This is a genomic window from Pseudomonas sp. BLCC-B112, from assembly GCF_028550695.1.
In the GTDB taxonomy this organism is placed as follows: Bacteria; Pseudomonadota; Gammaproteobacteria; order Pseudomonadales; family Pseudomonadaceae; genus Aquipseudomonas; species Aquipseudomonas danubii.
Window position 1 is genome coordinate 1,105,348 of record NZ_JAQQGK010000001.1, and the last position, 19,477, is coordinate 1,124,824.

The 19,477-nt window shown below is 63.8% G+C and carries 21 protein-coding genes; 12 read left to right on the forward strand and 9 right to left on the reverse strand.

The window, feature by feature from the left end:
• Positions 1-97 precede the first annotated feature (97 nt).
• From ccmA to PQT43_RS05170, 11 genes are all read left to right on the forward strand, one after another.
• On the forward strand, positions 98-733 hold the full coding sequence (ccmA, locus tag PQT43_RS05120; RefSeq protein ID WP_102878871.1) for a cytochrome c biogenesis heme-transporting ATPase CcmA: 636 nt from the start codon (positions 98-100) through the stop codon (positions 731-733).
• Positions 730-1,398, forward strand: a complete 669-nt coding sequence (gene ccmB / locus PQT43_RS05125) for a heme exporter protein CcmB (protein WP_102864110.1) — start codon at positions 730-732, stop codon at positions 1,396-1,398. Before ccmA ends, ccmB begins: the two co-directional genes overlap by 4 nt.
• Positions 1,399-1,476: 78 nt before the next feature.
• Complete coding sequence (locus PQT43_RS05130; protein ID WP_102863997.1) at positions 1,477-2,232, forward strand: heme ABC transporter permease; 756 nt, start codon at positions 1,477-1,479, stop codon at positions 2,230-2,232.
• Complete coding sequence (gene ccmD, locus PQT43_RS05135; RefSeq protein ID WP_011060018.1) at positions 2,229-2,405, forward strand: heme exporter protein CcmD; 177 nt, start codon at positions 2,229-2,231, stop codon at positions 2,403-2,405. The genes PQT43_RS05130 and ccmD overlap by 4 nt, the downstream gene beginning before the upstream one ends.
• Entirely contained in the window at positions 2,402-2,857 is a 456-nt protein-coding gene (gene ccmE, locus PQT43_RS05140; RefSeq protein WP_102863996.1) for a cytochrome c maturation protein CcmE, read from the forward strand. The genes ccmD and ccmE overlap by 4 nt, the downstream gene beginning before the upstream one ends.
• A gap of 3 nt (positions 2,858-2,860) precedes the next feature.
• Positions 2,861-4,849, forward strand: coding sequence for a heme lyase CcmF/NrfE family subunit (locus PQT43_RS05145; protein WP_267269595.1), 1,989 nt, complete (start codon positions 2,861-2,863; stop codon positions 4,847-4,849).
• Positions 4,846-5,382 (forward strand): DsbE family thiol:disulfide interchange protein, encoded by a 537-nt coding sequence (locus PQT43_RS05150; RefSeq protein ID WP_060838164.1) that lies wholly within the window; start codon positions 4,846-4,848, stop codon positions 5,380-5,382. Before PQT43_RS05145 ends, PQT43_RS05150 begins: the two co-directional genes overlap by 4 nt.
• Positions 5,379-5,852: a cytochrome c-type biogenesis protein gene (locus PQT43_RS05155; protein WP_102863994.1), complete on the forward strand. Its 474-nt coding sequence runs from the start codon at positions 5,379-5,381 to the stop codon at positions 5,850-5,852. Before PQT43_RS05150 ends, PQT43_RS05155 begins: the two co-directional genes overlap by 4 nt.
• Positions 5,845-7,050, forward strand: coding sequence for a c-type cytochrome biogenesis protein CcmI (ccmI, locus tag PQT43_RS05160; RefSeq protein ID WP_102863993.1), 1,206 nt, complete (start codon positions 5,845-5,847; stop codon positions 7,048-7,050). The genes PQT43_RS05155 and ccmI overlap by 8 nt, the downstream gene beginning before the upstream one ends.
• A gap of 14 nt (positions 7,051-7,064) precedes the next feature.
• Positions 7,065-7,472, forward strand: coding sequence for a hypothetical protein (locus PQT43_RS05165; protein WP_102863992.1), 408 nt, complete (start codon positions 7,065-7,067; stop codon positions 7,470-7,472).
• A gap of 138 nt (positions 7,473-7,610) precedes the next feature.
• A complete protein-coding gene (locus tag PQT43_RS05170) occupies positions 7,611-8,753 on the forward strand; it encodes a hypothetical protein (RefSeq protein WP_253084448.1) in 1,143 nt (380 codons plus the stop codon).
• 10 nt (positions 8,754-8,763) lie between these two features.
• Here the strand turns inward: PQT43_RS05170 and PQT43_RS05175 are convergent, their stop codons facing one another.
• Together PQT43_RS05175 and PQT43_RS05180 are read right to left on the reverse strand one after the other, a co-directional pair.
• Positions 8,764-9,648, reverse strand: coding sequence for a LysR family transcriptional regulator (locus PQT43_RS05175; RefSeq protein ID WP_102863990.1), 885 nt, complete (start codon positions 9,646-9,648; stop codon positions 8,764-8,766).
• Positions 9,649-9,726: 78 nt separating this feature from the next.
• Positions 9,727-10,935 (reverse strand): MFS transporter, encoded by a 1,209-nt coding sequence (locus PQT43_RS05180; RefSeq protein ID WP_110595169.1) that lies wholly within the window; start codon positions 10,933-10,935, stop codon positions 9,727-9,729.
• A 346-nt stretch (positions 10,936-11,281) separates the two neighbouring features.
• Here PQT43_RS05180 and PQT43_RS05185 point away from each other — a divergent pair, with 346 nt between their 5' ends.
• Positions 11,282-11,731 (forward strand): RidA family protein, encoded by a 450-nt coding sequence (locus PQT43_RS05185; RefSeq protein WP_102863988.1) that lies wholly within the window; start codon positions 11,282-11,284, stop codon positions 11,729-11,731.
• A 64-nt stretch (positions 11,732-11,795) separates the two neighbouring features.
• On the opposite strand, the gene PQT43_RS05190 is transcribed toward PQT43_RS05185, so the two are convergent.
• The 7 genes from PQT43_RS05190 to hyi form a co-directional block, all read right to left on the reverse strand.
• A complete protein-coding gene (locus PQT43_RS05190; RefSeq protein ID WP_058433729.1) occupies positions 11,796-12,797 on the reverse strand; it encodes a sulfate ABC transporter substrate-binding protein in 1,002 nt (333 codons plus the stop codon).
• A 90-nt stretch (positions 12,798-12,887) separates the two neighbouring features.
• Entirely contained in the window at positions 12,888-13,712 is an 825-nt protein-coding gene (locus PQT43_RS05195; protein ID WP_102878876.1) for an ion transporter, read from the reverse strand.
• Positions 13,713-13,733: 21 nt separating this feature from the next.
• Positions 13,734-14,654: an urea transporter gene (locus PQT43_RS05200; RefSeq protein WP_267269596.1), complete on the reverse strand. Its 921-nt coding sequence runs from the start codon at positions 14,652-14,654 to the stop codon at positions 13,734-13,736.
• 100 nt (positions 14,655-14,754) lie between these two features.
• Entirely contained in the window at positions 14,755-16,170 is a 1,416-nt protein-coding gene (pyk, locus tag PQT43_RS05205) for a pyruvate kinase (protein ID WP_253084450.1), read from the reverse strand.
• Complete coding sequence (locus tag PQT43_RS05210) at positions 16,160-17,440, reverse strand: glycerate kinase type-2 family protein (protein ID WP_267269597.1); 1,281 nt, start codon at positions 17,438-17,440, stop codon at positions 16,160-16,162. The genes pyk and PQT43_RS05210 overlap by 11 nt, the downstream gene beginning before the upstream one ends.
• A gap of 153 nt (positions 17,441-17,593) precedes the next feature.
• Positions 17,594-18,487, reverse strand: coding sequence for a 2-hydroxy-3-oxopropionate reductase (locus tag PQT43_RS05215; protein ID WP_102878880.1), 894 nt, complete (start codon positions 18,485-18,487; stop codon positions 17,594-17,596).
• A gap of 111 nt (positions 18,488-18,598) precedes the next feature.
• Positions 18,599-19,381: a hydroxypyruvate isomerase gene (gene hyi, locus PQT43_RS05220; protein WP_110595172.1), complete on the reverse strand. Its 783-nt coding sequence runs from the start codon at positions 19,379-19,381 to the stop codon at positions 18,599-18,601.
• Between the last annotated feature and the right edge of the window lie 96 nt (positions 19,382-19,477).

Genomic DNA, 19,477 nt, shown 5'->3' on the forward strand with positions numbered 1-19,477 from the left:
GACGCAGCTCTCTAGAACAGGCCGCCAATGCATTTATCCTGCATCCCTTTAACGGCCGCTCCACTGCCGACTTGAACCCGTAAAGGCCCACCATCCCTTGACCAGCCCTCTTCTCGAAGCCGTAGCACTCGCCTGTGAGCGCGACTGGCGGATGCTGTTTGAACACTTGGAGTTGCGTCTGACCGGCGGAGACATGGTGCAGATCAGTGGCCCCAACGGCAGTGGCAAGACCAGCCTGCTGCGTTTGCTCGCCGGCCTGATGCAACCCACCAGCGGTCAGGTGCTGCTCAATGGCCAGCCCTTGCATGCCCAGCGCGCCGAACTGGCGCGCAACCTGCTGTGGATAGGCCATGCCGCCGGAATCAAGGATGTCCTGACCCCCGAGGAAAACCTCAACTGGCTCTGTGCCTTGCACCAGCCGGCAACGCGCGACGCTATCTGGCAGGCCCTGGCGGCCGTCGGCCTGCGCGGCTTCGAGGACGTTGCCTGTCACACCCTGTCCGCCGGCCAGCAGCGTCGTGTGGCCTTGGCCCGGTTGTATCTGGACGGCCCGCCGCTGTGGATCCTCGACGAACCCTTCACCGCCCTGGACAAACAGGGGGTGGCCCAGCTCGAGGAGCACCTGGCCAATCATTGTGAACGTGGTGGCATGGTGGTCCTGACCACTCACCACACGCTGACCCGTATGCCCTCCGGCTACCGCGATCTGGATCTGGGGCGGTGGGCGGCATGAGCGTCTTTGCCCAATTGCTGGCCCGTGAAGCGCGCTTGCTGTTCCGACGCCCGGCGGAGCTGGCCAATCCCCTGGTGTTCTTCGCCATCGTCGTTGCACTGTTCCCATTGGCCGTGGGACCTGAGACAAATCTGTTGCAAACCTTGTCTCCCGGGCTGGTCTGGGTAGCGGCCTTATTGTCCGTCCTGCTCTCGCTGGACGGGCTTTTTCGCAGTGATTTCGAGGACGGATCCCTTGAACAGTGGGTCCTTTCGTCGCACCCCCTGCCTCTTCTGGTTTTGGCCAAGGTACTGGCACACTGGGCCTTTTCCGGCCTGGCACTGGTATTGCTTGCACCCTTGCTGGCCTTGATGCTCGGCTTGCCTGCCGCCTGCCTGCCGGTGTTGCTGGCTTCATTGATGCTGGGCACTCCGGTGCTGAGCCTGCTGGGCGCAGTGGGCGCAGCACTGACGGTGGGGTTGAAGCGTGGAGGCCTGCTGCTGGCGTTACTGATCCTGCCTCTGTACATCCCGGTATTGATTCTCGGCAGTGGCGCCCTGCAGGCGGCACTGCAGGGCATGCCGGCGACAGGTTATCTGCTGTGGCTTGGGAGCCTGACCGCCCTGGCAGTAACCCTTACACCCTTTGCAATAGCTGCTGGCCTGAAGATCAGCGTCGGCGAATAATGAGGTCTGGTTGTTTTTTAACCAGTAAAGACCCTGGCTGTTCGTGAAAGCGAAGAGCAACCGTGATGGAAGCAATGAATGAACTGGACTTGGTTTCATAAGCTCGGCTCGCCTAAATGGTTTTACGGCATCAGCGGCAAGCTGCTGCCCTGGCTGAGCGTCGCCGCCGTGTTGCTGATCGGTATCGGCGTGGTCTGGGGCCTGGCCTTTGCGCCACCGGATTACCAGCAGGGCAACAGCTTTCGCATCATCTATATCCATGTGCCAATGGCGATGCTGGCCCAGTCCTGCTACGTCATGTTGGCCGTGTGCGGTGTGGTCGGGCTGGTGTGGAAAATGAAACTGGCCGATGTTGCCCTGCAATGCGCGGCGCCCATCGGGCATTCGATCACCTTCCTGGCCCTGGTAACCGGGGCGATCTGGGGCAAGCCGACCTGGGGTTCCTGGTGGGTCTGGGATGCGCGACTAACGTCGATGCTGATCCTGCTGTTTCTGTACGCAGGTCTGATTGCGCTCAATGCCGCCATCAGCAATCGTGACAGCGCCGCCAAGGCCTGCGCGGTGCTGGCGATTGTCGGCGTGGTGAATATCCCGATCATCAAATACTCGGTGGAGTGGTGGAATACCCTGCACCAGGGGGCGACTTTCACCCTCACCGAAAAGCCCGCCATGCCGGTGGAAATGTGGCTGCCGCTGCTGCTGACGTCCTTGGGTTTCTATTGTTTCTTTGGCGTGCTGCTGTTGCTGCGCATGCGCCTTGAGGTGCTCAAGCGCGAAGCCCGCACCAGTTGGGTCAAGGCCGAAGTCCAACGCAGCCTGGAGACCGCACAATGAGTTTTGCATCCTTCAGCGATTTTCTCGCCATGGGCCATCACGGCCTCTACGTCTGGTCGGCCTATGGCATTTGCCTGGTCGTCCTGGCTCGTGAGCTGGTGGCGCCGATCCTGGCGCGCAAGCGTTATCTGCAACAAGAGGCGCGTCGTCTGCGCCGGGAGAACGGTAAGTGAATCCGCTGCGTAAAAAGCGTCTTTTGATCATCCTGGCGATCCTGGTGGGCGTCGGCATTGCCGTCGGCCTGGCCCTCAGCGCGCTGAAGGAAAACATCAACCTGTTCTACACCCCGACCCAAATTGCCAATGGTGAAGCACCGCTGGACACGCGGATTCGCGCTGGCGGCATGGTCGAGGCCGGCTCCCTGCAACGTTCCGCCGACTCCCTGGACGTGAAATTCGTGGTCACCGACTTCAACAAGTCAGTGACCATCACCTACCGCGGCATTCTTCCGGACCTGTTCCGCGAAGGGCAGGGCATCGTCGCCCTGGGCAAGCTCAACGCCGATGGCGTGGTGGTGGCCGATGAAGTGCTGGCCAAGCACGACGAGAAATACATGCCGCCGGAAGTCACCAAGGCGTTGCAAGACAGCGGCCAGTCGGCACCGACACCAGCGAAAGAGGGTTAAGCCATGAGTTCCGCACTGTTCGTTCCCGAACTCGGTCATCTGGCGATGATCCTCGCCCTGTGCTTTGCCCTGGTCCAGGCCGTGGTGCCATTGCTGGGCGCCTGGCGCGGCGACCGCCTGTGGATGAGCCTGGCCCAGCCGGCCGCCTGGGGCCAGTTCGCTTTCCTGGTATTCGCCTTCGGCTGCCTGACCTACGCCTTCATGAGTGACGATTTCTCGGTGGCCTATGTCGCCAGCAACTCCAACAGCGCCTTGCCCTGGTACTACAAGTTCAGCGCGGTGTGGGGCGCCCACGAAGGTTCGCTGCTGCTCTGGGCGCTGATCCTCGGGGGCTGGACCTTCGCTGTGGCGGTGTTCTCGCGCCAGTTGCCACAAGTGATGCTGGCCCGGGTGCTGGCGGTGATGGGCATGATCAGCACCGGCTTCCTGCTGTTCCTGATCATGACCTCCAACCCGTTTTCACGAATCCTGCCCCAGGTGCCGGCGGACGGTCGTGACCTCAACCCGCTGTTGCAGGACGTCGGCCTGATCGTCCACCCGCCCATGCTGTACATGGGTTACGTCGGTTTCTCGGTGGCCTTTGCCTTTGCCATCGCCGCGCTGCTGGGCGGTCGCCTGGACGCTGCCTGGGCCCGCTGGTCGCGGCCCTGGACCATCGTCGCCTGGGCCTTCCTTGGCATCGGTATCACCCTGGGCTCCTGGTGGGCCTACTACGAACTGGGCTGGGGCGGCTGGTGGTTCTGGGACCCGGTGGAAAACGCTTCCTTCATGCCCTGGCTGGTGGGCACGGCCTTGATCCACTCCCTGGCAGTAACGGAAAAGCGCGGTGTATTCAAGAGCTGGACCGTGCTGCTGGCCATTGCCGCTTTTTCCCTGAGCCTGCTGGGAACCTTCCTGGTGCGCTCCGGGGTCCTGACTTCAGTGCACGCTTTCGCCTCGGACCCTGAGCGCGGCGTGTTCATCCTGATCTTCCTGCTGTTCGTGGTGGGGGGCTCCCTGACCCTGTTTGCCTTGCGAGCGCCGGTGGTCAAGAGCCATGTGGGCTTCAACCTGTGGTCCCGGGAAACCCTGCTGTTGGGCAACAACCTGGTGCTGGTGGTGGCGTCCTCGATGATCCTGCTGGGCACCCTGTATCCGCTGGTGCTGGATGCCCTGACCGGGGCCAAACTGTCGGTGGGCCCGCCGTATTTCAATGCGCTGTTCATTCCGCTGATGGCCCTGCTGATGGTGGTGATGGCGGTGGGCGTGCTGGTGCGCTGGAAAGACACCCCGGTGAAATGGCTGCTGGGCATGCTCGGTCCGGTGCTGCTGGGCAGCGTGGCCCTGGCCGTGGTGGCCGGCATTGCCTACGGCGACTTCAACTGGGCGGTGCTGGCGACCTTCTTGCTGGCGGCCTGGGTGCTGCTGGCCGGGGTGCGTGACATCTTCGACAAGACCCGCCACAAGGGCCTGATCAAGGGCCTGCCAAGCCTGACTCGCAGTTATTGGGGCATGCAGCTGGCGCACCTGGGCATTGCGATCTGCGCCCTGGGCGTGGTGCTGTCGAGCCAGAACAGCGCCGAGCGCGACCTGCGCCTGGAGCCAGGCGAGTCCATGGAACTGGCCGGTTATCAGTTCATCTTCGAAGGCGCCAAGCATTTCGAAGGGCCGAACTTCACTTCCGACAAGGGCACTGTGCGTGTGGTGCGCAACGGCAAGGAAGTGGCGGTGCTGCACCCGGAAAAACGCCTGTACACCGTACAGAGTTCGATGATGACCGAAGCCGGCATCGATGCCGGTTTCACCCGTGACCTGTATGTCGCCCTGGGCGAATCCCTGGGTGATGGCGCCTGGGCGGTGCGGGTACACGTCAAGCCGTTCGTGCGCTGGATCTGGTTCGGCGGCCTGCTCACCGGGTTCGGTGGCTTGCTGGCGGCGATGGATCGGCGTTATCGGGTCAAGGTTAAAAGCCGCGTGCGCGAAGCGCTGGGCATGACAGGAGCCGCCGCATGAGACGCTGGATGATGATGTTGCCCCTGGCGGTGTTCCTGGTGGTGGCGGTGTTCCTCTATCGCGGGTTGTATCTGGACCCGGCCGAGCTGCCGTCGGCGATGATCGGCAAGCCGTTCCCGGAGTTCTCCCTGCCGTCGGTGCAGGGCGACAAGACCCTGACCCGCGCGGACCTGCTGGGCAAGCCGGCTTTGGTCAACGTCTGGGGCACCTGGTGCATTTCCTGCCGGGTCGAGCATCCGGTGCTGAACAAGCTGGCCGAGAAGGGCGTGGTGATCTACGGCATCAACTACAAGGACGTCAATGCCGACGCCCTGAAGTGGCTGGCCGAGTTCCACAATCCCTACCTGTTGGATGTGCGTGACGAGGAGGGCTCCCTGGGGCTGAATCTGGGTGTCTACGGCGCTCCGGAAACCTTCTTCATCGATGCCAAGGGCATCATCCGTGACAAGTTCGTCGGGGTGATCGACGAAGTGGTGTGGCGCGAACAGCTGGCGGCCAAGTACCAGGCCCTGGTCGACGAGGCCAAGCCATGAAGCGCTGGTTAGCCGCCGCCATCCTGGGCCTGAGCATCGCTGGCGTGGCCCACGCTGCCATTGATACCTACCAGTTCGCCAATGACACCGACCGCGAAAGGTTTCGCGAGCTGACCAAGGAACTGCGCTGCCCCAAGTGCCAGAACCAGGACATCGCCGATTCCAATGCACCGATTGCCGCCGACCTGCGCAAGGAGATTTTCCGCATGCTCGGCGAGGGCAAGGACAATCAGCAGATCATCGACTTCATGGTGGATCGCTACGGTGACTTCGTGCGTTACAAGCCGGCCCTGACCGGCAAGACCGCCTTGCTCTGGTTCGGTCCTGCCGGCCTGTTGCTGGGTGGGCTGGTGATCATTGCCGTGATAGTCCGGCGTCGTCGCGTCGAGCGCAGCGACAGCCCGAACACGCTTTCCGTCGAAGAGCGTCAGCGCCTCGACCAACTGCTGGATAAAACCCCCCATGATTGATTTCTGGCTTGCAGCAGGTCTGCTGCTCCTGATCGCCCTGAGTTTCCTGTTGATCCCGGTATTGCGTGAGCGTCGTGCCCAACGTGAGGAGGATCGTACCGCGCTGAACGTGGCGCTTTATGAAGAGCGCGTGGCCGAGCTGCATGGCCAGCAAGCGCAAGGCGTGCTCAGTGCCGAGCAGATGGACGCGGGGCGTGCGGAAGCGGCCCGGGAACTCTTGGCGGACACCGAAGGCAGCGGCCCAGTGCGGACCTCGCGTCTGGGCAAACCGCTGCCGCTGCTGGCGGCGCTGCTGGTGCCGGTGCTGGGCTTGGGTCTGTACCTGCATTTTGGTGCCAGCGACAAGGTCGAGCTGACCCGGGAGTTCGCCCAGGCGCCGCAGTCCATGGAAGAAATGACCCGGCGCCTGGAGCGCGCAGTGGCGGCCCAGCCGGATTCTGCCGAGGGCCTGTACTTCCTTGGGCGTACCTACATGGCCCAGGACCGTCCAGCGGACGCGGCGAAGATCTTCGAGCGTACCGTGGCTCTGGCCGGACGCCAGCCCGAGCTGTTGGGGCAGTGGGCCCAGGCGCAGTACTTCGCCGATAACAAGCAATGGTCGGACAAGGTCCAGGGCTTGACCGATGAAGCGTTGAAGGCCGATCCCAACGAAGTCACCAGTCTCGGGTTGCTGGGTATCGCCGCTTTCGAAGGCGGGCGTTTCCAGGAGGCCATCGATTACTGGAAGCGCCTGCAGGCGCAACTGCCGCCGCAGGACAATTCCCGTGCCGCGCTGCAGGGAGGCATTGATCGCGCCAGCGAGAAACTGCTGGCAGCCGGTGGCAAGGTCGCGGCCGAGCCTGCGGTCAAGGCCAAGGGCGCCTTGCTCAAGGTCCGGGTCGATCTGGCTGCGGAGCTCAAGGCCAAGGTCCAGCCGGGTGACAGCGTATTCATCTTCGCCCGTGCCACCCAGGGCCCGCCCGCGCCGTTGGCGGCCAAGCGCCTGACCGTCGCCGACCTGCCGGCCACTGTGGAGCTGGGGGATAGCGACGCGATGATGCCGCAGTTGAAACTGTCGAACTTCCCTGAAGTCCAATTGGTTGCGCGCATTTCCCGTGCCGGCCAGCCAACGGCCGGCGAGTGGATCGGGCAGAGCCAGCCCCTGCCCAGCAGCACCACGGCCGCGCAACAGCTGACCATCGACAGTCCGGATCAATAATCAGAGAAGCCGCCATGACCGCCATCGCTCGTATCACCCTGTTGTCACTGGTCCTGGGGTTGAGTGCTTGTACGGTCCACCGGCCGGCGCCGACCTCCTCTGAACCCATCCCGCCTGCGGGGCCGAGCACGCGCCCGGCCCCGTCCACGGCTCCTGCGCCAGGCAAGCCCGGGGCGCCGATTCCCGCCGCCAAGCCCCTGCCACGCACCTCCGCCAGCTTTGCTCCGCCACCCGGCGGGCACAGCCACTGGGATGCGCGGCTGGGGGTCTATGTGCTGGATAACCAGAGCAACACCTTCTATCGCCAACGCACCTATTACCGTTGGAACAACGGCTGGAGCCGCTCCATCAGCCCCGACGGTCCTTGGGAAGACACCGACATCCATGGTGTACCCGCAGGGCTGGGGCGTCAGTTCCAGTAATTTCCAACACCATTGACTGACTGTACAGGCGCGGGCCAGAGCCGGCGCCGGCCTTGCCATGGTCAGCGGATTATTTAAGCCCTGCCCAGGCTGGCCGATACAGCGGGGTGTTCCTGAGTATCAGCCGTTGAGCGCCCGATGAAGAAAGACCTGAACAAACCCTATGTCGCGCCGATGGTGTTCTGGCTGGCCGTGGTCTGCGTCCTGTTGCTGTTGTACGGCCTGGGGCCGGCGGACGTGCCGGAGCTGATCTATCTGTCCCTGGCACCGGTGTACCTGCTGGTGGCCTTCGCTTTCATGTACTACTTCTTCTGCTGGAGCCTGATCTCGGTTTTCCGCTTGGGGGAGGTCGGCTGGAAGAAAGTCGACTACGGCTGGTTGCTGCTGGCTGCCCTGGCCCTGATCAGCGCCACCCAGGCGGTGCGGGTGGACTGGTTCCAGAGTGACTACCAGCTGGCACAAAGTGCCCGGGACGCAGCGCAGCGCAGAGTGCTGGCCGAGATCGACGACATGCTCGGCAGCGCTCACTGCAAGGCGGCGCTGGAGCTGCATGAGCCCCAGGATGCCGCCCAGGTCATCAGCCTGTGCGAACGCTTTGGCACATTGGAGCGTTCTGCCGATGGGCGTCTTTCGGCTTTGGCCGTGATCAAGGTGCAGCAGGCCCTGGGCGACCTTCGTGGTGAGTATTCAGCGCCTCTGGTGCAGCAATGGCTGCAGCGTCTGGGGGACACCTTCGGTGAGCTGGAGCACCAGCGGGCCGAGGTACACCGTCTGCATGGCCTGACCGAGGCCAGTCAGACCGAGAGGCTCTATGGCTACTGCGCACCTTTGCTGCTGGTGATCGCCCTGGCGCTGCGGGCGTCCAAGGTGACCGGCGAGGTACTGCTCAAGGCGCCGCGCCGGCGCAAGCTATGGCTGATCGTCAACCGGCGGGTAGTGATCGACGGCCTGGGCTTTGTCCGCGGTGCCCGCGCGCGCCTGGACGAAGCCCTGAGGAACTGGCGTGTGGCGCAATGGGGCGTGGTGCACCTGTCCTGCCCGTTCATTGCCGGAGCCAGCCCCCAGGACACCCCGGTCCCGGTGATCCCAGGTTTCTACGAGAACGAGTTCCAGCTCGCCAGTCTTGGCGAGTTCGACAGCAGTGAGTTCGTCCAGTGGGCCGCGATCCAGACCATCGACGTCCTGTATCTGGTGGGTGAAACCGACCTGAGCCTGATCGACCGGCTGCGGCGCTGGGGTGAGGCGGCGAATATCGAAGTGCTGGTGCGCGAGCGGATCTGAGGCCGGGGTTTCACAGACGCTCCAGCAACTGCTCCACATAATCCACGAACGCCCGGGCCTTGGCACTCACCAGGCGCCCGCCGGGAAACACAGCCCACAGCTGCTGCCGGGGCAGTTGCCAATCCGTGAGCACGGCCTTGACCGCACCCTTGGCCAGCTCCGGGGCAAACATCCATTGCGAGGCCATTGCCAGCCCCTGATGGGCCAGTACCGATTCGCGCAAGCCTTCTGCGGCATTCACTCGAACCCTGCCACTGACACTTACCCGTTGCTCGTCGTCGCCTTGGGAAAAGTGCCAGAGATTGCCGGGCCCCCGGCTATAGATCACCGCTTGATGCCCGGTCAATTCACCGGGATGCTGCGGCTCGCCGTGCTCGGCGAAGTACTCGGGAGTGGCCAGCAGCAGGCGCGGGCACTCGGCGATCTGGCGGGCGATGAGAGTCGAGTCGGCGAGGCTGCCCATGCGCAGGGCGACATCGACTCCCGCCTCCACCAGATTGATGGTGTGATCATCCATCACCACGTCGATCTGCAACTCGGGGTGCTGCTCCAGAAAGGGCCCCAGGTGAGGAATGATATGCAGGCGGGCGAAGGTCACCGCCGCACAGATGCGCAAGGTGCCACGCAACTGGGAGGCCGAGCCCCGGGCGGCATTTTCCGCTTCGCTGGCTTCCTCCAGGGTGCGTTTGGCCCGTTCGAAGAAGGCCAGGCCGGCTTCGGTGGGGCTCAGGCCGCGGGTGGAGCGCAGCAACAGCCGCACCTGCAGATAGGCCTCCAGTTGGGCGATGCTTTTCGATACGGCGGGCTGACCCAGGTTCAGACGCCGGGCGGCAGCGGAGAAGGAGCCGCTTTCCACCACATGTACAAAGGTTTCCATCGCGGCCAGGCGGTCCATCGGTTGTCCTTGCTGGGTTGAGAAGGGGTGAATCGGGGAGTGTGCGCCAAAACGTTCACCGAGTCCTGGGCGCACGGCCTAGGCGCTGGCCGCGCGGCGGTTGTCCGCCACCAGCAGGAAGCGCAGCAGGGCCAGCAGTGGAAACCCACTGCCCACCAGCACCACTCCCAGCCAGCCGCCGTGTTCGTACACCGCACTGGCAATCGACGAGCCGAAGGCGCCACCGATGAAGATGCTGGTCATGTACAGCGCGTTGAGGCGACTGCGACTGTGGGCGTCCAGGGCATACACCGCCCGTTGGCCGAGCACCATGTTCATCTGCACACAGAAATCCAGGACCACCCCGGTCACTGCCAGGCCGATGACGCTATAGGCGGGATGGATCAGTGTCGGGATAAAGCTCAGGGCTGCCAGGAGCATGGCCAGCAGCGAGGCGATGCGGGTATGGCCGGCATCCGCGAGACGTCCGCTGATGGGGGCGGCGATGGCGCCGATGGCGCCCACCAGGGCAAAGATCGCGATCTGGCTTTGTGACAGGCCGTGATGCCGTGCCAGTTCCAGGGGCGCGGCGGTCCAGAACAGGCTGAAGGTGGCGAACATGCAGCCCTGGTAGAAGGCTCGCTGGCGCAGGACCGGCTGCTGGCGCAGCAGGCCGCCCAGGGAGCGCAGCAGTTGGCCGTAGGTGGCGCTGTGGGCCGGCTGGCGCTTGGGTATGGTCAGCATCAATACCAGGCTGATGGCGGCCATCAGCACGGCGGCGGCGATGAACATTGCGCGCCAGCCGAAGAGATCGGTCACCACGCTGGACACCGGGCGGGCCAGGAGAATCCCCAGCAGCAGGCCGCCCATGATGCCGCCCACCACTCGTCCTCGGGACTCCTCCGGGGCCAGGTGCGCAGCCAGGGGAATGAGGATCTGTACCGACACCGAGCTGAAGCCGATCAGCAGCGATACCAGGAGGAAGGCGTTGGGCTGCTGGGTATACGCAGCCCCCAGCAGGCTGGCGATGGCCACCAGGGTGGTGATGATCATCAACCGACGGTTTTCCAGCAGGTCTCCCAGGGGCACCAGGAAGAACAGGCCCAGGGCATAGCCGATCTGGGTCAGGGACACGATCAGGCTGGCCAGGGAGCTGGACAGGCCCAGGTCCGGGGCGATCAGCTCGATGATCGGTTGTGCGTAGTAGATGTTGGCGACGATGGCGCCGCAGCAGAAGGCGAACAGCAGCACCATGCCTCGGGTCATTGTCACGTTGCTGGCGGGCAGCACCTGGGTCGTGGAAGTCATCAGGTTTCTCTTGGCGACGAAAGGATGGAACGAGGTTAAGAGACCGCGCAGTAACGCAGTAGAGAGGGCGGGGCGATAGCATTCATTCCTGTTGGGAATAAATCTCTGAGTCATGAGGCTCTGGAGATGGCCGGGGCGTGCCGCTGCCGAGGGCCGATGATACATTTACTTACATCTTGTTCGATAGCATGCTCATGTTCTTCACGGCCCTGGGGGCAGCCTGCTCAAGGCTGGCAACCCCGCGCTGAAGCTTGCGTTGCCAAATGTTGCTGCGCTGCGCTTGCAGTGGAAGTCGCTGAGGCCTTGGTTTAGGGTTTCCGGTCGTTCAGTGCGGTGGGAGTCCCTTATGGAAAAGTCAACGTTCAACCCAGCCAGTGTGTTCAATTCCCTGCAATACGGTTTCAGCCAGGCGGTGGAGGTGCGCGGCGGTCGACGCCTGCTGCTGTCCGGTCAGGTGGGGGTGGATGAGCAGGAGCGCACCGTAGGACCGGGCCTGCGGCAGCAGACCGAGCAGGCCTTCGACAATATCGAGAAGGTCCTGGCCGAGGCGGGAGGCCAACTGGCGGATGTGGTGATGTTGCGGATCTACATCGCCGAAGCGGCGCGGGATCAGCAGGAGCACATCAGCGCGGTATTGCTCGAGCGTTTTGCCAGCCAGCCACCGGCGTCCTCATGGATCATCGTCAGCGGGCTGTCGTTGCCGGAGTGGTTGATCGAAGTCGAGGCGGAGGCGGTGCTGGATGAGCGTTATCAGGCAGCCGAAGCCGCGCAGTTCAGTTCGGCGCGGGCTCTGTGACTCCCTGATCGGCGGCATAAAAAAAGCGACCTTCACGGTCGCTTTTTTTATCGGGCTACCAGCGTCACTTGGCGTTGGTATAGATCTGGTCGAAGACCCCGCCGTCGTTGAAATGGGTCTTCTGCACGCTGCGCCAGTCGCCGAAGGTCTTCTCCACCGACAGGAAGTCGACTTTCGGGAAGCGGTCGGTGTACTTGGCCAGGACTTTCGGGTCCCGTGGGCGCAGGTAGTTGTTGGCGGCGATTTCCTGGCCTTCCGGCGACCACAGGTACTTCAGGTACTCCTCGGCCGCAGCGCGGGTGCCTTTCTTCTCCACCACTTTGTCTACCACCGACACCGGCGGCTCGGCTTCAGCGGAGACGCTTGGGTAGATCACTTCGAACTGATCGCGGCCGAATTCGCGGGCGATCATTTCCGCTTCGTTCTCGAAGGTCACCAGCACGTCGCCGATCTGGTTGGTCATGAAGGTGGTGGTGGCGGCGCGGCCACCGGTGTCCAGTACCGGGGCCTGCTTGAAGAGTTTGCCGACGAAGTCCTTGGCCTTGTTCTCGTCGCCGCCGTTCTTCAGCACGTAGCCCCAGGCCGAGAGGTAGGTGTAGCGGCCGTTACCCGAGGTCTTGGGGTTGGGCACTATCACTTGCACGCCATCCTTGAGCAGGTCTGGCCAGTCTTTCAGGGCCTTGGGGTTGCCCTTGCGGACGATGAACACGGTGGCCGAAGTGAAGGGCGCACTGTTGTTCGGCAGGCGCGTTACCCAGTTGTCCGGCACCAGTTTGCCGTTGTCCGCCAGGGCGTTGATGTCGGTGGCCATGTTCATGGTGATGACATCCGCCGGCAGGCCGTCGATCACCGAGCGCGCCTGCTTGCTGGAGCCGCCGAAGGACATCTGCAGGGTGATGTTTTCGTTGTGCTCGGCTTTCCAGTGTTTCTGGAAGGCGGTGTTGTAGTCCTTGTAGAAGTCGCGCATCACGTCGTAGGACACGTTGAGCAGGGTCGGTGCGGCCTGGGCGACGCTGCCCAGGGCCAGGCCGGCGGCCAGAAGCGAGGCGCTGAAGAGTTTTTTCACTGCGCATTCCTTTTGTTCGAGAGTGAAGGCAATTTGCCGCCGACTATAGCCGGGGCGCTATATCTCTTTAAAGATTAAAAAGTACTTTGCTTATTCCATTTTCTTGAACAGCGCGTTGCCACAGCGAGAGCAGAAGGCTGCGGCCGGTTCGTGACTGTTCTTGCGGCACACCGGGCAGTCGTGCTTGAGCTGTTCGCCGCGCATGGCGCTGGCCAGCTCCGCGGTGAAGATCCCGGTAGGCACGGCAATGATCGAGTAACCGGTGATCATCACCATGGACGAAATAATCTGGCCGATCACGGTCTTGGGCACGATATCGCCATAGCCCACGGTGGTCAGGGTGACGATGGCCCAGTAGATGCCCTTGGGGATACTGGTAAAGCCATGTTCCGGGCCTTCCACCACGTACATCAGGGTGCCGAACACCGTGACCAGGGTGCAGACGCTGAGCAGGAACACCAGGATCTTCTGCTTGCTGCCGCGCAGGGCATCGAGCAGGTAATGGGCCTGTTTCAGGTAGGGCGACAGCTTGAGCACGCGGAAGATCCGCAGCATGCGGATGATACGAATGATCAACAGGTACTGGGCGTCGCTGTAGTACAGGGCGAGGATGCCGGGGACGATCGCCAGCAGGTCCACCAGGCCATAGAAGCTGAAGGCATAGCGCAGGGGTTTGGGGGAGCAATACAGGCGCAGTCCGTACTCGATGAGGAAGATCAGGGTGAAGCCCCATTCGATGTACGCCAGGACGTCGGCGTAGTTGCTGTGCACCTCGTCGATGCTGTCGAGAATCACGATCACCAGGCTGGCGAGGATGATCAGCAGCAGGGTCGTATCGAAGCGTCTTCCGGCCACCGTATCGGTCTGGAAGATCATCACGTAGAGGCGCTGGCGCCAGTTGTCGCGGTTAACCATGGGAATCGCCTGAATCAAAGATCAGCGAAGCCTAGGGGGAGTTGCCGGGGGAGCGCAAGGTGCGTGGTCCCCAGGCGCTGGCCCCAGGACCCGGGTGGCGACATGCATCAGCCAGCAGGCCAGGACGAAGGGGGCGGTGAGGGGCGCTAGCCCCAGGGCGACGATGCCCGGGGTAATCAGCAGCGCCAGGCACATTCCTGCCAGTGGCCGCCACGGACGTCGGGCCCCTTGGCCCAGGGCCAGTGCCACCAGTGCGCAGTTGTAGCCGCCCAGGCCCAGCAGGGCCCGGCCGGGCTCATGCAGCAGCAGTGTCAAGGCCAGGCCGCTGGCGGAACCGATCAGGGCCCAGGTCGCTGCGCGGCGGTTGGCCAGCAGCAGGCCGAGGAGAATCAACAATCCGGCCAGTGGCTGACCGAGGAACATGATCTGGCCCAGGCCCTGGAACAGTCCGCTCAGCAGGCTCCACAGGGACAGGTCGGGCAGCGCCTGGGGCATGGATTGCATGGGTTCCATCAGGCTCAGCAACAGCCAGCCCAGGCCCACGAAGGGCGCGGTGTAGGCCGGCAGGCTGGCGGGGCTGCGGGCCCGTTTCAGCCATTGCTGGGTGATGATCGCGCTGAGGCCGGCGGCGGCGATGATCAGCGGCGGCAGCAGCACCGACCAGGGCAGGTACAGGCTCAGCAGCAGGCCCAGGAGCACGCCGTTATAGCTGAAGAGTCCGGCTTGCCGGTCGGCCTTGGCATAGCCCCGTTGCTGGGCGGTGAGCAGGCCGGCCAGGGCACCCAGCAGGGCGCCCCCGAGCAGGGCCGGGGCGCTGATCAGGATCGCCAGCAGGCACAGCAGGCCGCACAGCGGGTGGCGCTGGAGGAAAATCTGACTGAAACCGTTGAGCAAGGCAGTGGCCCAGTCGGGGCAGAAGGCATTGAAAGACTGTGCAGGCATGACGAGAGTCGGCGAGTGCGGTGGTTGTCGTACCGCAGCGTTCGACCCCAGCGGCATCCTCCTTGGGAGGCTCGCTGCAGGTCGCGGGCGCTGCGGCGGGTCAGAGAAGGGTTTCGACGCGCAGGGAGTTGGTGGTTCCCGGCTGGCCGAACGGCACGCCGGTGGTGATCACCACGGTATCCCCGCGTTTGGCCAGGCCCTGGGCCTGGGCGATTTCCAGGGCCGTGGCACAGACCTCGTCCACCTGGCGCAAGCGGTCATTGACCACCGAGTGCACACCCCAGGCCAGGCTCAAGCGGCGCGCTGTCTGCAGGTTCGGCGTCAGGTTGAGGATAGGTACCGAAGGACGTTCCCGGGCGGCACGCAGGGTGGAACTGCCGGACTCGCTGTAGTTCACCAGCACCGCCACGGGCAGGATGCTGCACACCCGGCGGATCGCGCAGCTGATGGCGTCGGATACCGTGGCTTCGGCCTGGGGGCGGCTGACGTCCAGTTGAGTCTGGTAGTCGGGGCCGGTTTCCACCTGGCGAATGATCTTGCTCATCATCTGCACCGCTTCCAGCGGGTATTCCCCGGAGGCGGTTTCCGCCGAGAGCATCACCGCATCGCTGCCTTCGGCCACGGCATTGGCGACGTCGGTCACCTCGGCTCGGGTGGGCGCCGGGGAGAAACGCATGGACTCCAGCATCTGTGTGGCGACCACTACGGGTTTGCCCAGCTGACGGCAGGTGCTGATGATGTTCTTCTGGATCTGCGGCACGCTTTCCGCCGGGACTTCCACCCCCAGGTCACCTCTGGCCACCATGATCGCGTCGCTCAGTTCGGCGATTTCCCGCAGTTGGGCCACCGCGGAAGGCTTTTCGATCTTGGCCATCAGGTAGGCCTTGTCGCCAATCAGGGTACGGGCTTCACGGATGTCTTCCGGACGTTGCACGAAGGACAGCGCCACCCAATCCACGCCCAATTCCAGGCCGAAGCTCAGGTCGCGGCGGTCCTTGGCGGTCAGCGGGCTGAGGTCGAGCACTGCCTGGGGCACATTGACGCCCTTGCGGTCCGACAGTTCGCCGCCATTGAGCACGGTGGTCTCGATGGCGTCCGCGTGCTTGGCGATGACCCGCAGGCGCAGCTTGCCGTCGTCCAGCAGCAGGTCCATTCCGGGCTCCAGGGCCGCGATGATTTCCGGGTGCGGCAGGTTGACCCGCTGGGCGGTCCCCGGCGTCGGGTCCAGGTCCAGGCGCAGGGCCTGGCCGCGTACCAACTGCGCCTTGCCCTCGGCGAAGGTGCCAACCCGCAGTTTCGGTCCTTGCAGGTCCATGAGGATGCCCAGGGGGCAGTTCAGCTCGCGTTCGATCTGGCGAATCCACTCATATCGCTGAGCATGGTCGGCATGGCTGCCGTGGCTGAAGTTGAGTCGGAAGATGTTTACGCCGGCCTGCACCAGTTCGCGGATGTCCTCGATGCTGTCGGTGGCCGGCCCCAGGGTGGCGAGGATTTTGACTTTCTTGTCAGGCGTCATGTTTGGGGTTCTCGAGGATCAGGATGGCGCGGAAGTCGTTGACGTTGGTACGGGTCGGCTCGGTGACGATCAGGTCGCCCAGGGCTGCGAAGTAGCCATAGCCATTGTTGTTGTCCAGCTCGTCGCTGGCGCTCAGGCCCAGGGCCGCAGCCCGAGCGTAGCTGTCCGGGGTCATGATCGCCCCGGCATTGTCTTCGGAGCCGTCGATGCCGTCGGTATCGCCGGCCAGGGCGTAGATCCCGGGATGCCCCTTGAGGCTGTCGGTGAGGCTCAGGAGGAACTCGGCGTTGCGGCCGCCGCGACCTTTGCCGCGCACGGTAACCGTGGTTTCGCCACCGGAAAGGATTACGCAGGGCGCCGCCAGGGGCTGGCCGTGCAAGGCTACTTGGCGGGCGATGCCGGCGTGAACCTTGGCCACCTCCCGGGATTCGCCTTCCAGGTCGCCGAGGATCAGCGGGCTGTAGCCGGCCTGGCGGGCTTTGACCGCGGCGGCTTCCAGGGATTGCTGGGGGCGGGCGATCAACTGGAAGTGGCTGCGTTCCAGGCACGGGTCGCCGGGCTTGACGGTTTCCGAGTCGGGGTTCTGCAACCAGTTGCGTACTGCTGCGGGTACTTCAATGGCATAGCGCTTGAGAATCGCCAGGGCTTCGGCCGAGGTACTCGGATCGGCCACTGTGGGGCCGGAAGCGATGACCGTGGCCAGGTCGCCGGGGACGTCGGAAATGGCATAGGTGTAGACCGTGGCCGGCCAGCAGGCCTTGGCCAGGCGTCCGCCCTTGATCGCCGAGAGGTGCTTGCGCACGCAGTTCATCTCGCTGATGGTGGCGCCGGATTTCAGCAGGGCCTTGTTGATGGCTTGCTTGTCGGCCAGGGTGATGCCCGTGGCGGGCAGGGCCAGCAGCGCCGAACCGCCGCCGGACAGCAGGAAAATCACCCGATCCTGTTCTGACAGGTTGCTGACCAGCTCCAGTACCCGCTTGGCCACGGCCAGGCCGGCCGCGTCGGGCACCGGGTGAGCGGCCTCGACCACTTCGATCTTGGTGCACGGGGCGCCGTGGCCGTAGCGGGTAACCACCAGCCCGGAGACGTCGCCCTGCCAGCTGCGTTCCACGACTTGGGCCATGGCCGCCGCTGCCTTGCCGGCACCGATGACGATGACGCGGCCGCTGCGGTCGCTGGGGAGATGGGCTTCGAGAACCTGTTGCGGATGGGCGGCGTCGATGGCTGTGGCGAACAGCTCTCGGAGGAATTGTTGCGGATCGACCGACATGGCGGGCTCCCGGATTTCTTGTTATGGGGGGCTTGAAACGGGTGTAGCCGCCACCTCAGGCGGCGACAAGGTCAGCAGGGCCTGTCCCTGGCCCGCCGTGAGGCGTTTCCTGCAAACCTTGGCGCTGCTTGGGGTAGCGGCTACGGACGCTGCTTATTTCTTATCGCGGATCGAGAAGTTGGCCATGTGTTCCAGGCCCTTGATCAGGGCCGAGTGGTCCCAGTTGCCGCCACCAATAGCGGTGCAGGTGCTGAACACTTGCTGGGTATTGGCGGTGTTGGGCAGGTTGATCCCCAGCTCGCGGGCGCCACTGAGGGCCAGGTTCAGGTCCTTCTGGTGCAGGTTGATGCGGAAGCCTGGATCGAAGGTGCCCTTGATCATGCGTTCACCGTGCACTTCGAGGATCTTCGAGGAGGCAAAACCGCCCATCAGCGCTTCACGCACCTTGGCCGGATCGGCACCGTTCTTCGAGGCGAACAGCAGGGCTTCGGCCACGGCCTGGATGTTCAGGGCGACGATGATCTGGTTGGCCACCTTGGCGGTCTGACCGTCACCGTTGCCCCCCACCAGGGTGATGTTCTTGCCCATGCTCTGGAACAGCGGCAAGGCGCGCTCAAAGGCCTGGCTGTCGCCACCGACCATGATGCTCAGGGTCGCGGCCTTGGCCCCGACTTCACCGCCGGACACCGGTGCGTCCAGGTACTGCGCGCCTTTCTCGTTGATCTTGGCGGCGAAGGCCTTGGTCGCGGTGGGGGAGATGGAACTCATGTCGATGACGATCTTGCCCTTGCCGATCCCGGCGGCAACGCCGTCGGCACGCAGCAGCACGTCTTCGACCTGAGGGGTATCGGGCACCATGATGATGACGAATTCGGCTTCCTGGGCCACTTCTTTGGGCGAGGCCAGGGCCACCGCGCCGGCGGCGATCAGGTCGGCCGGGGCCTTGCCGTGGTGTTCCGAGAGCAGCAGGGAGTGACCGGCTTTTTGCAGGTTTGCCGCCATGGGATGACCCATGATGCCGGTGCCGATAAATCCGATTTTAGCCATGATAAAAATCCTCTATTCAACGGGACCTTGTAGGAGCTGGCTGGCCAGCGAAGGCGCAGCACGGCTTGCGGGCCTGTTCGCCGGCAAGCCGGCTCCTACAGGGGGGCGGTTTCAGATTGCGTTGTGGGTTTTCAGCCAGCCGAGGCCCGCTTCGGTGGTGGTCAGCGGCTTGTATTCGCAGCCGACCCAGCCCTGGTAGCCGATGCTGTCCAGGTGCTCGAAGAGGAAGCGATAGTTGATCTCGCCGGTGCCGGGTTCGTTGCGTCCTGGGTTGTCTGCCAGCTGGATGTGGTTGATCTGGTTGAGGTGGTTGGCCATGGTCCGCGCCAGGTCACCTTCCATGATTTGCATGTGATAGATGTCGTACTGCAGGAACAGGTTGGCACTGCCTACTTGTTCGCGGATCGACAGCGCCTGGGCGGTGTTGTTGAGGTAGAAGCCGGGAATGTCGCGGGTGTTGATGGCTTCCATCACCAGCTTGATGCCGACCGCCTGCAGTTTGTCGGCGGCGTATTTGAGGTTGGCGACGAAGGTCTTTTCCAGCAACGCGGCATCAGCCCCCTGGGGACGGATGCCGGCCAGGCAGTTGATCTGGGTGTTGCCCAGGACCTGGGCGTAGGCGATGGCCAGGTCGACGCCGGCACGGAATTCCTCGACCCGGTCGGGCAGGCAGGCGATTCCGCGCTCACCCTTGCCCCAGTCGCCGGCGGGCAGGTTGAACAGCACCTGGGTCAGGCCGTGGGCATCGAGTTGCGCCTTGATCTCGGCGGAGCTGAATTCGTAGGGGAACAGGTATTCGACGCCGCTGAAACCGGCATCGGCGGCGGCCTTGAAGCGAGCGAGGAAGTCCTGTTCGGTGAACAGCATGGACAGGTTGGCGGCAAAACGCGGCATGGTGGTCTCCTGTGAATCGGTGAAGCCTGTAGAGCGGGCGAAGGCTGCAGTCGAGCTGCCCCGGCAGTGCCTCTTGAAGAGGGTGCGGGGCAGATC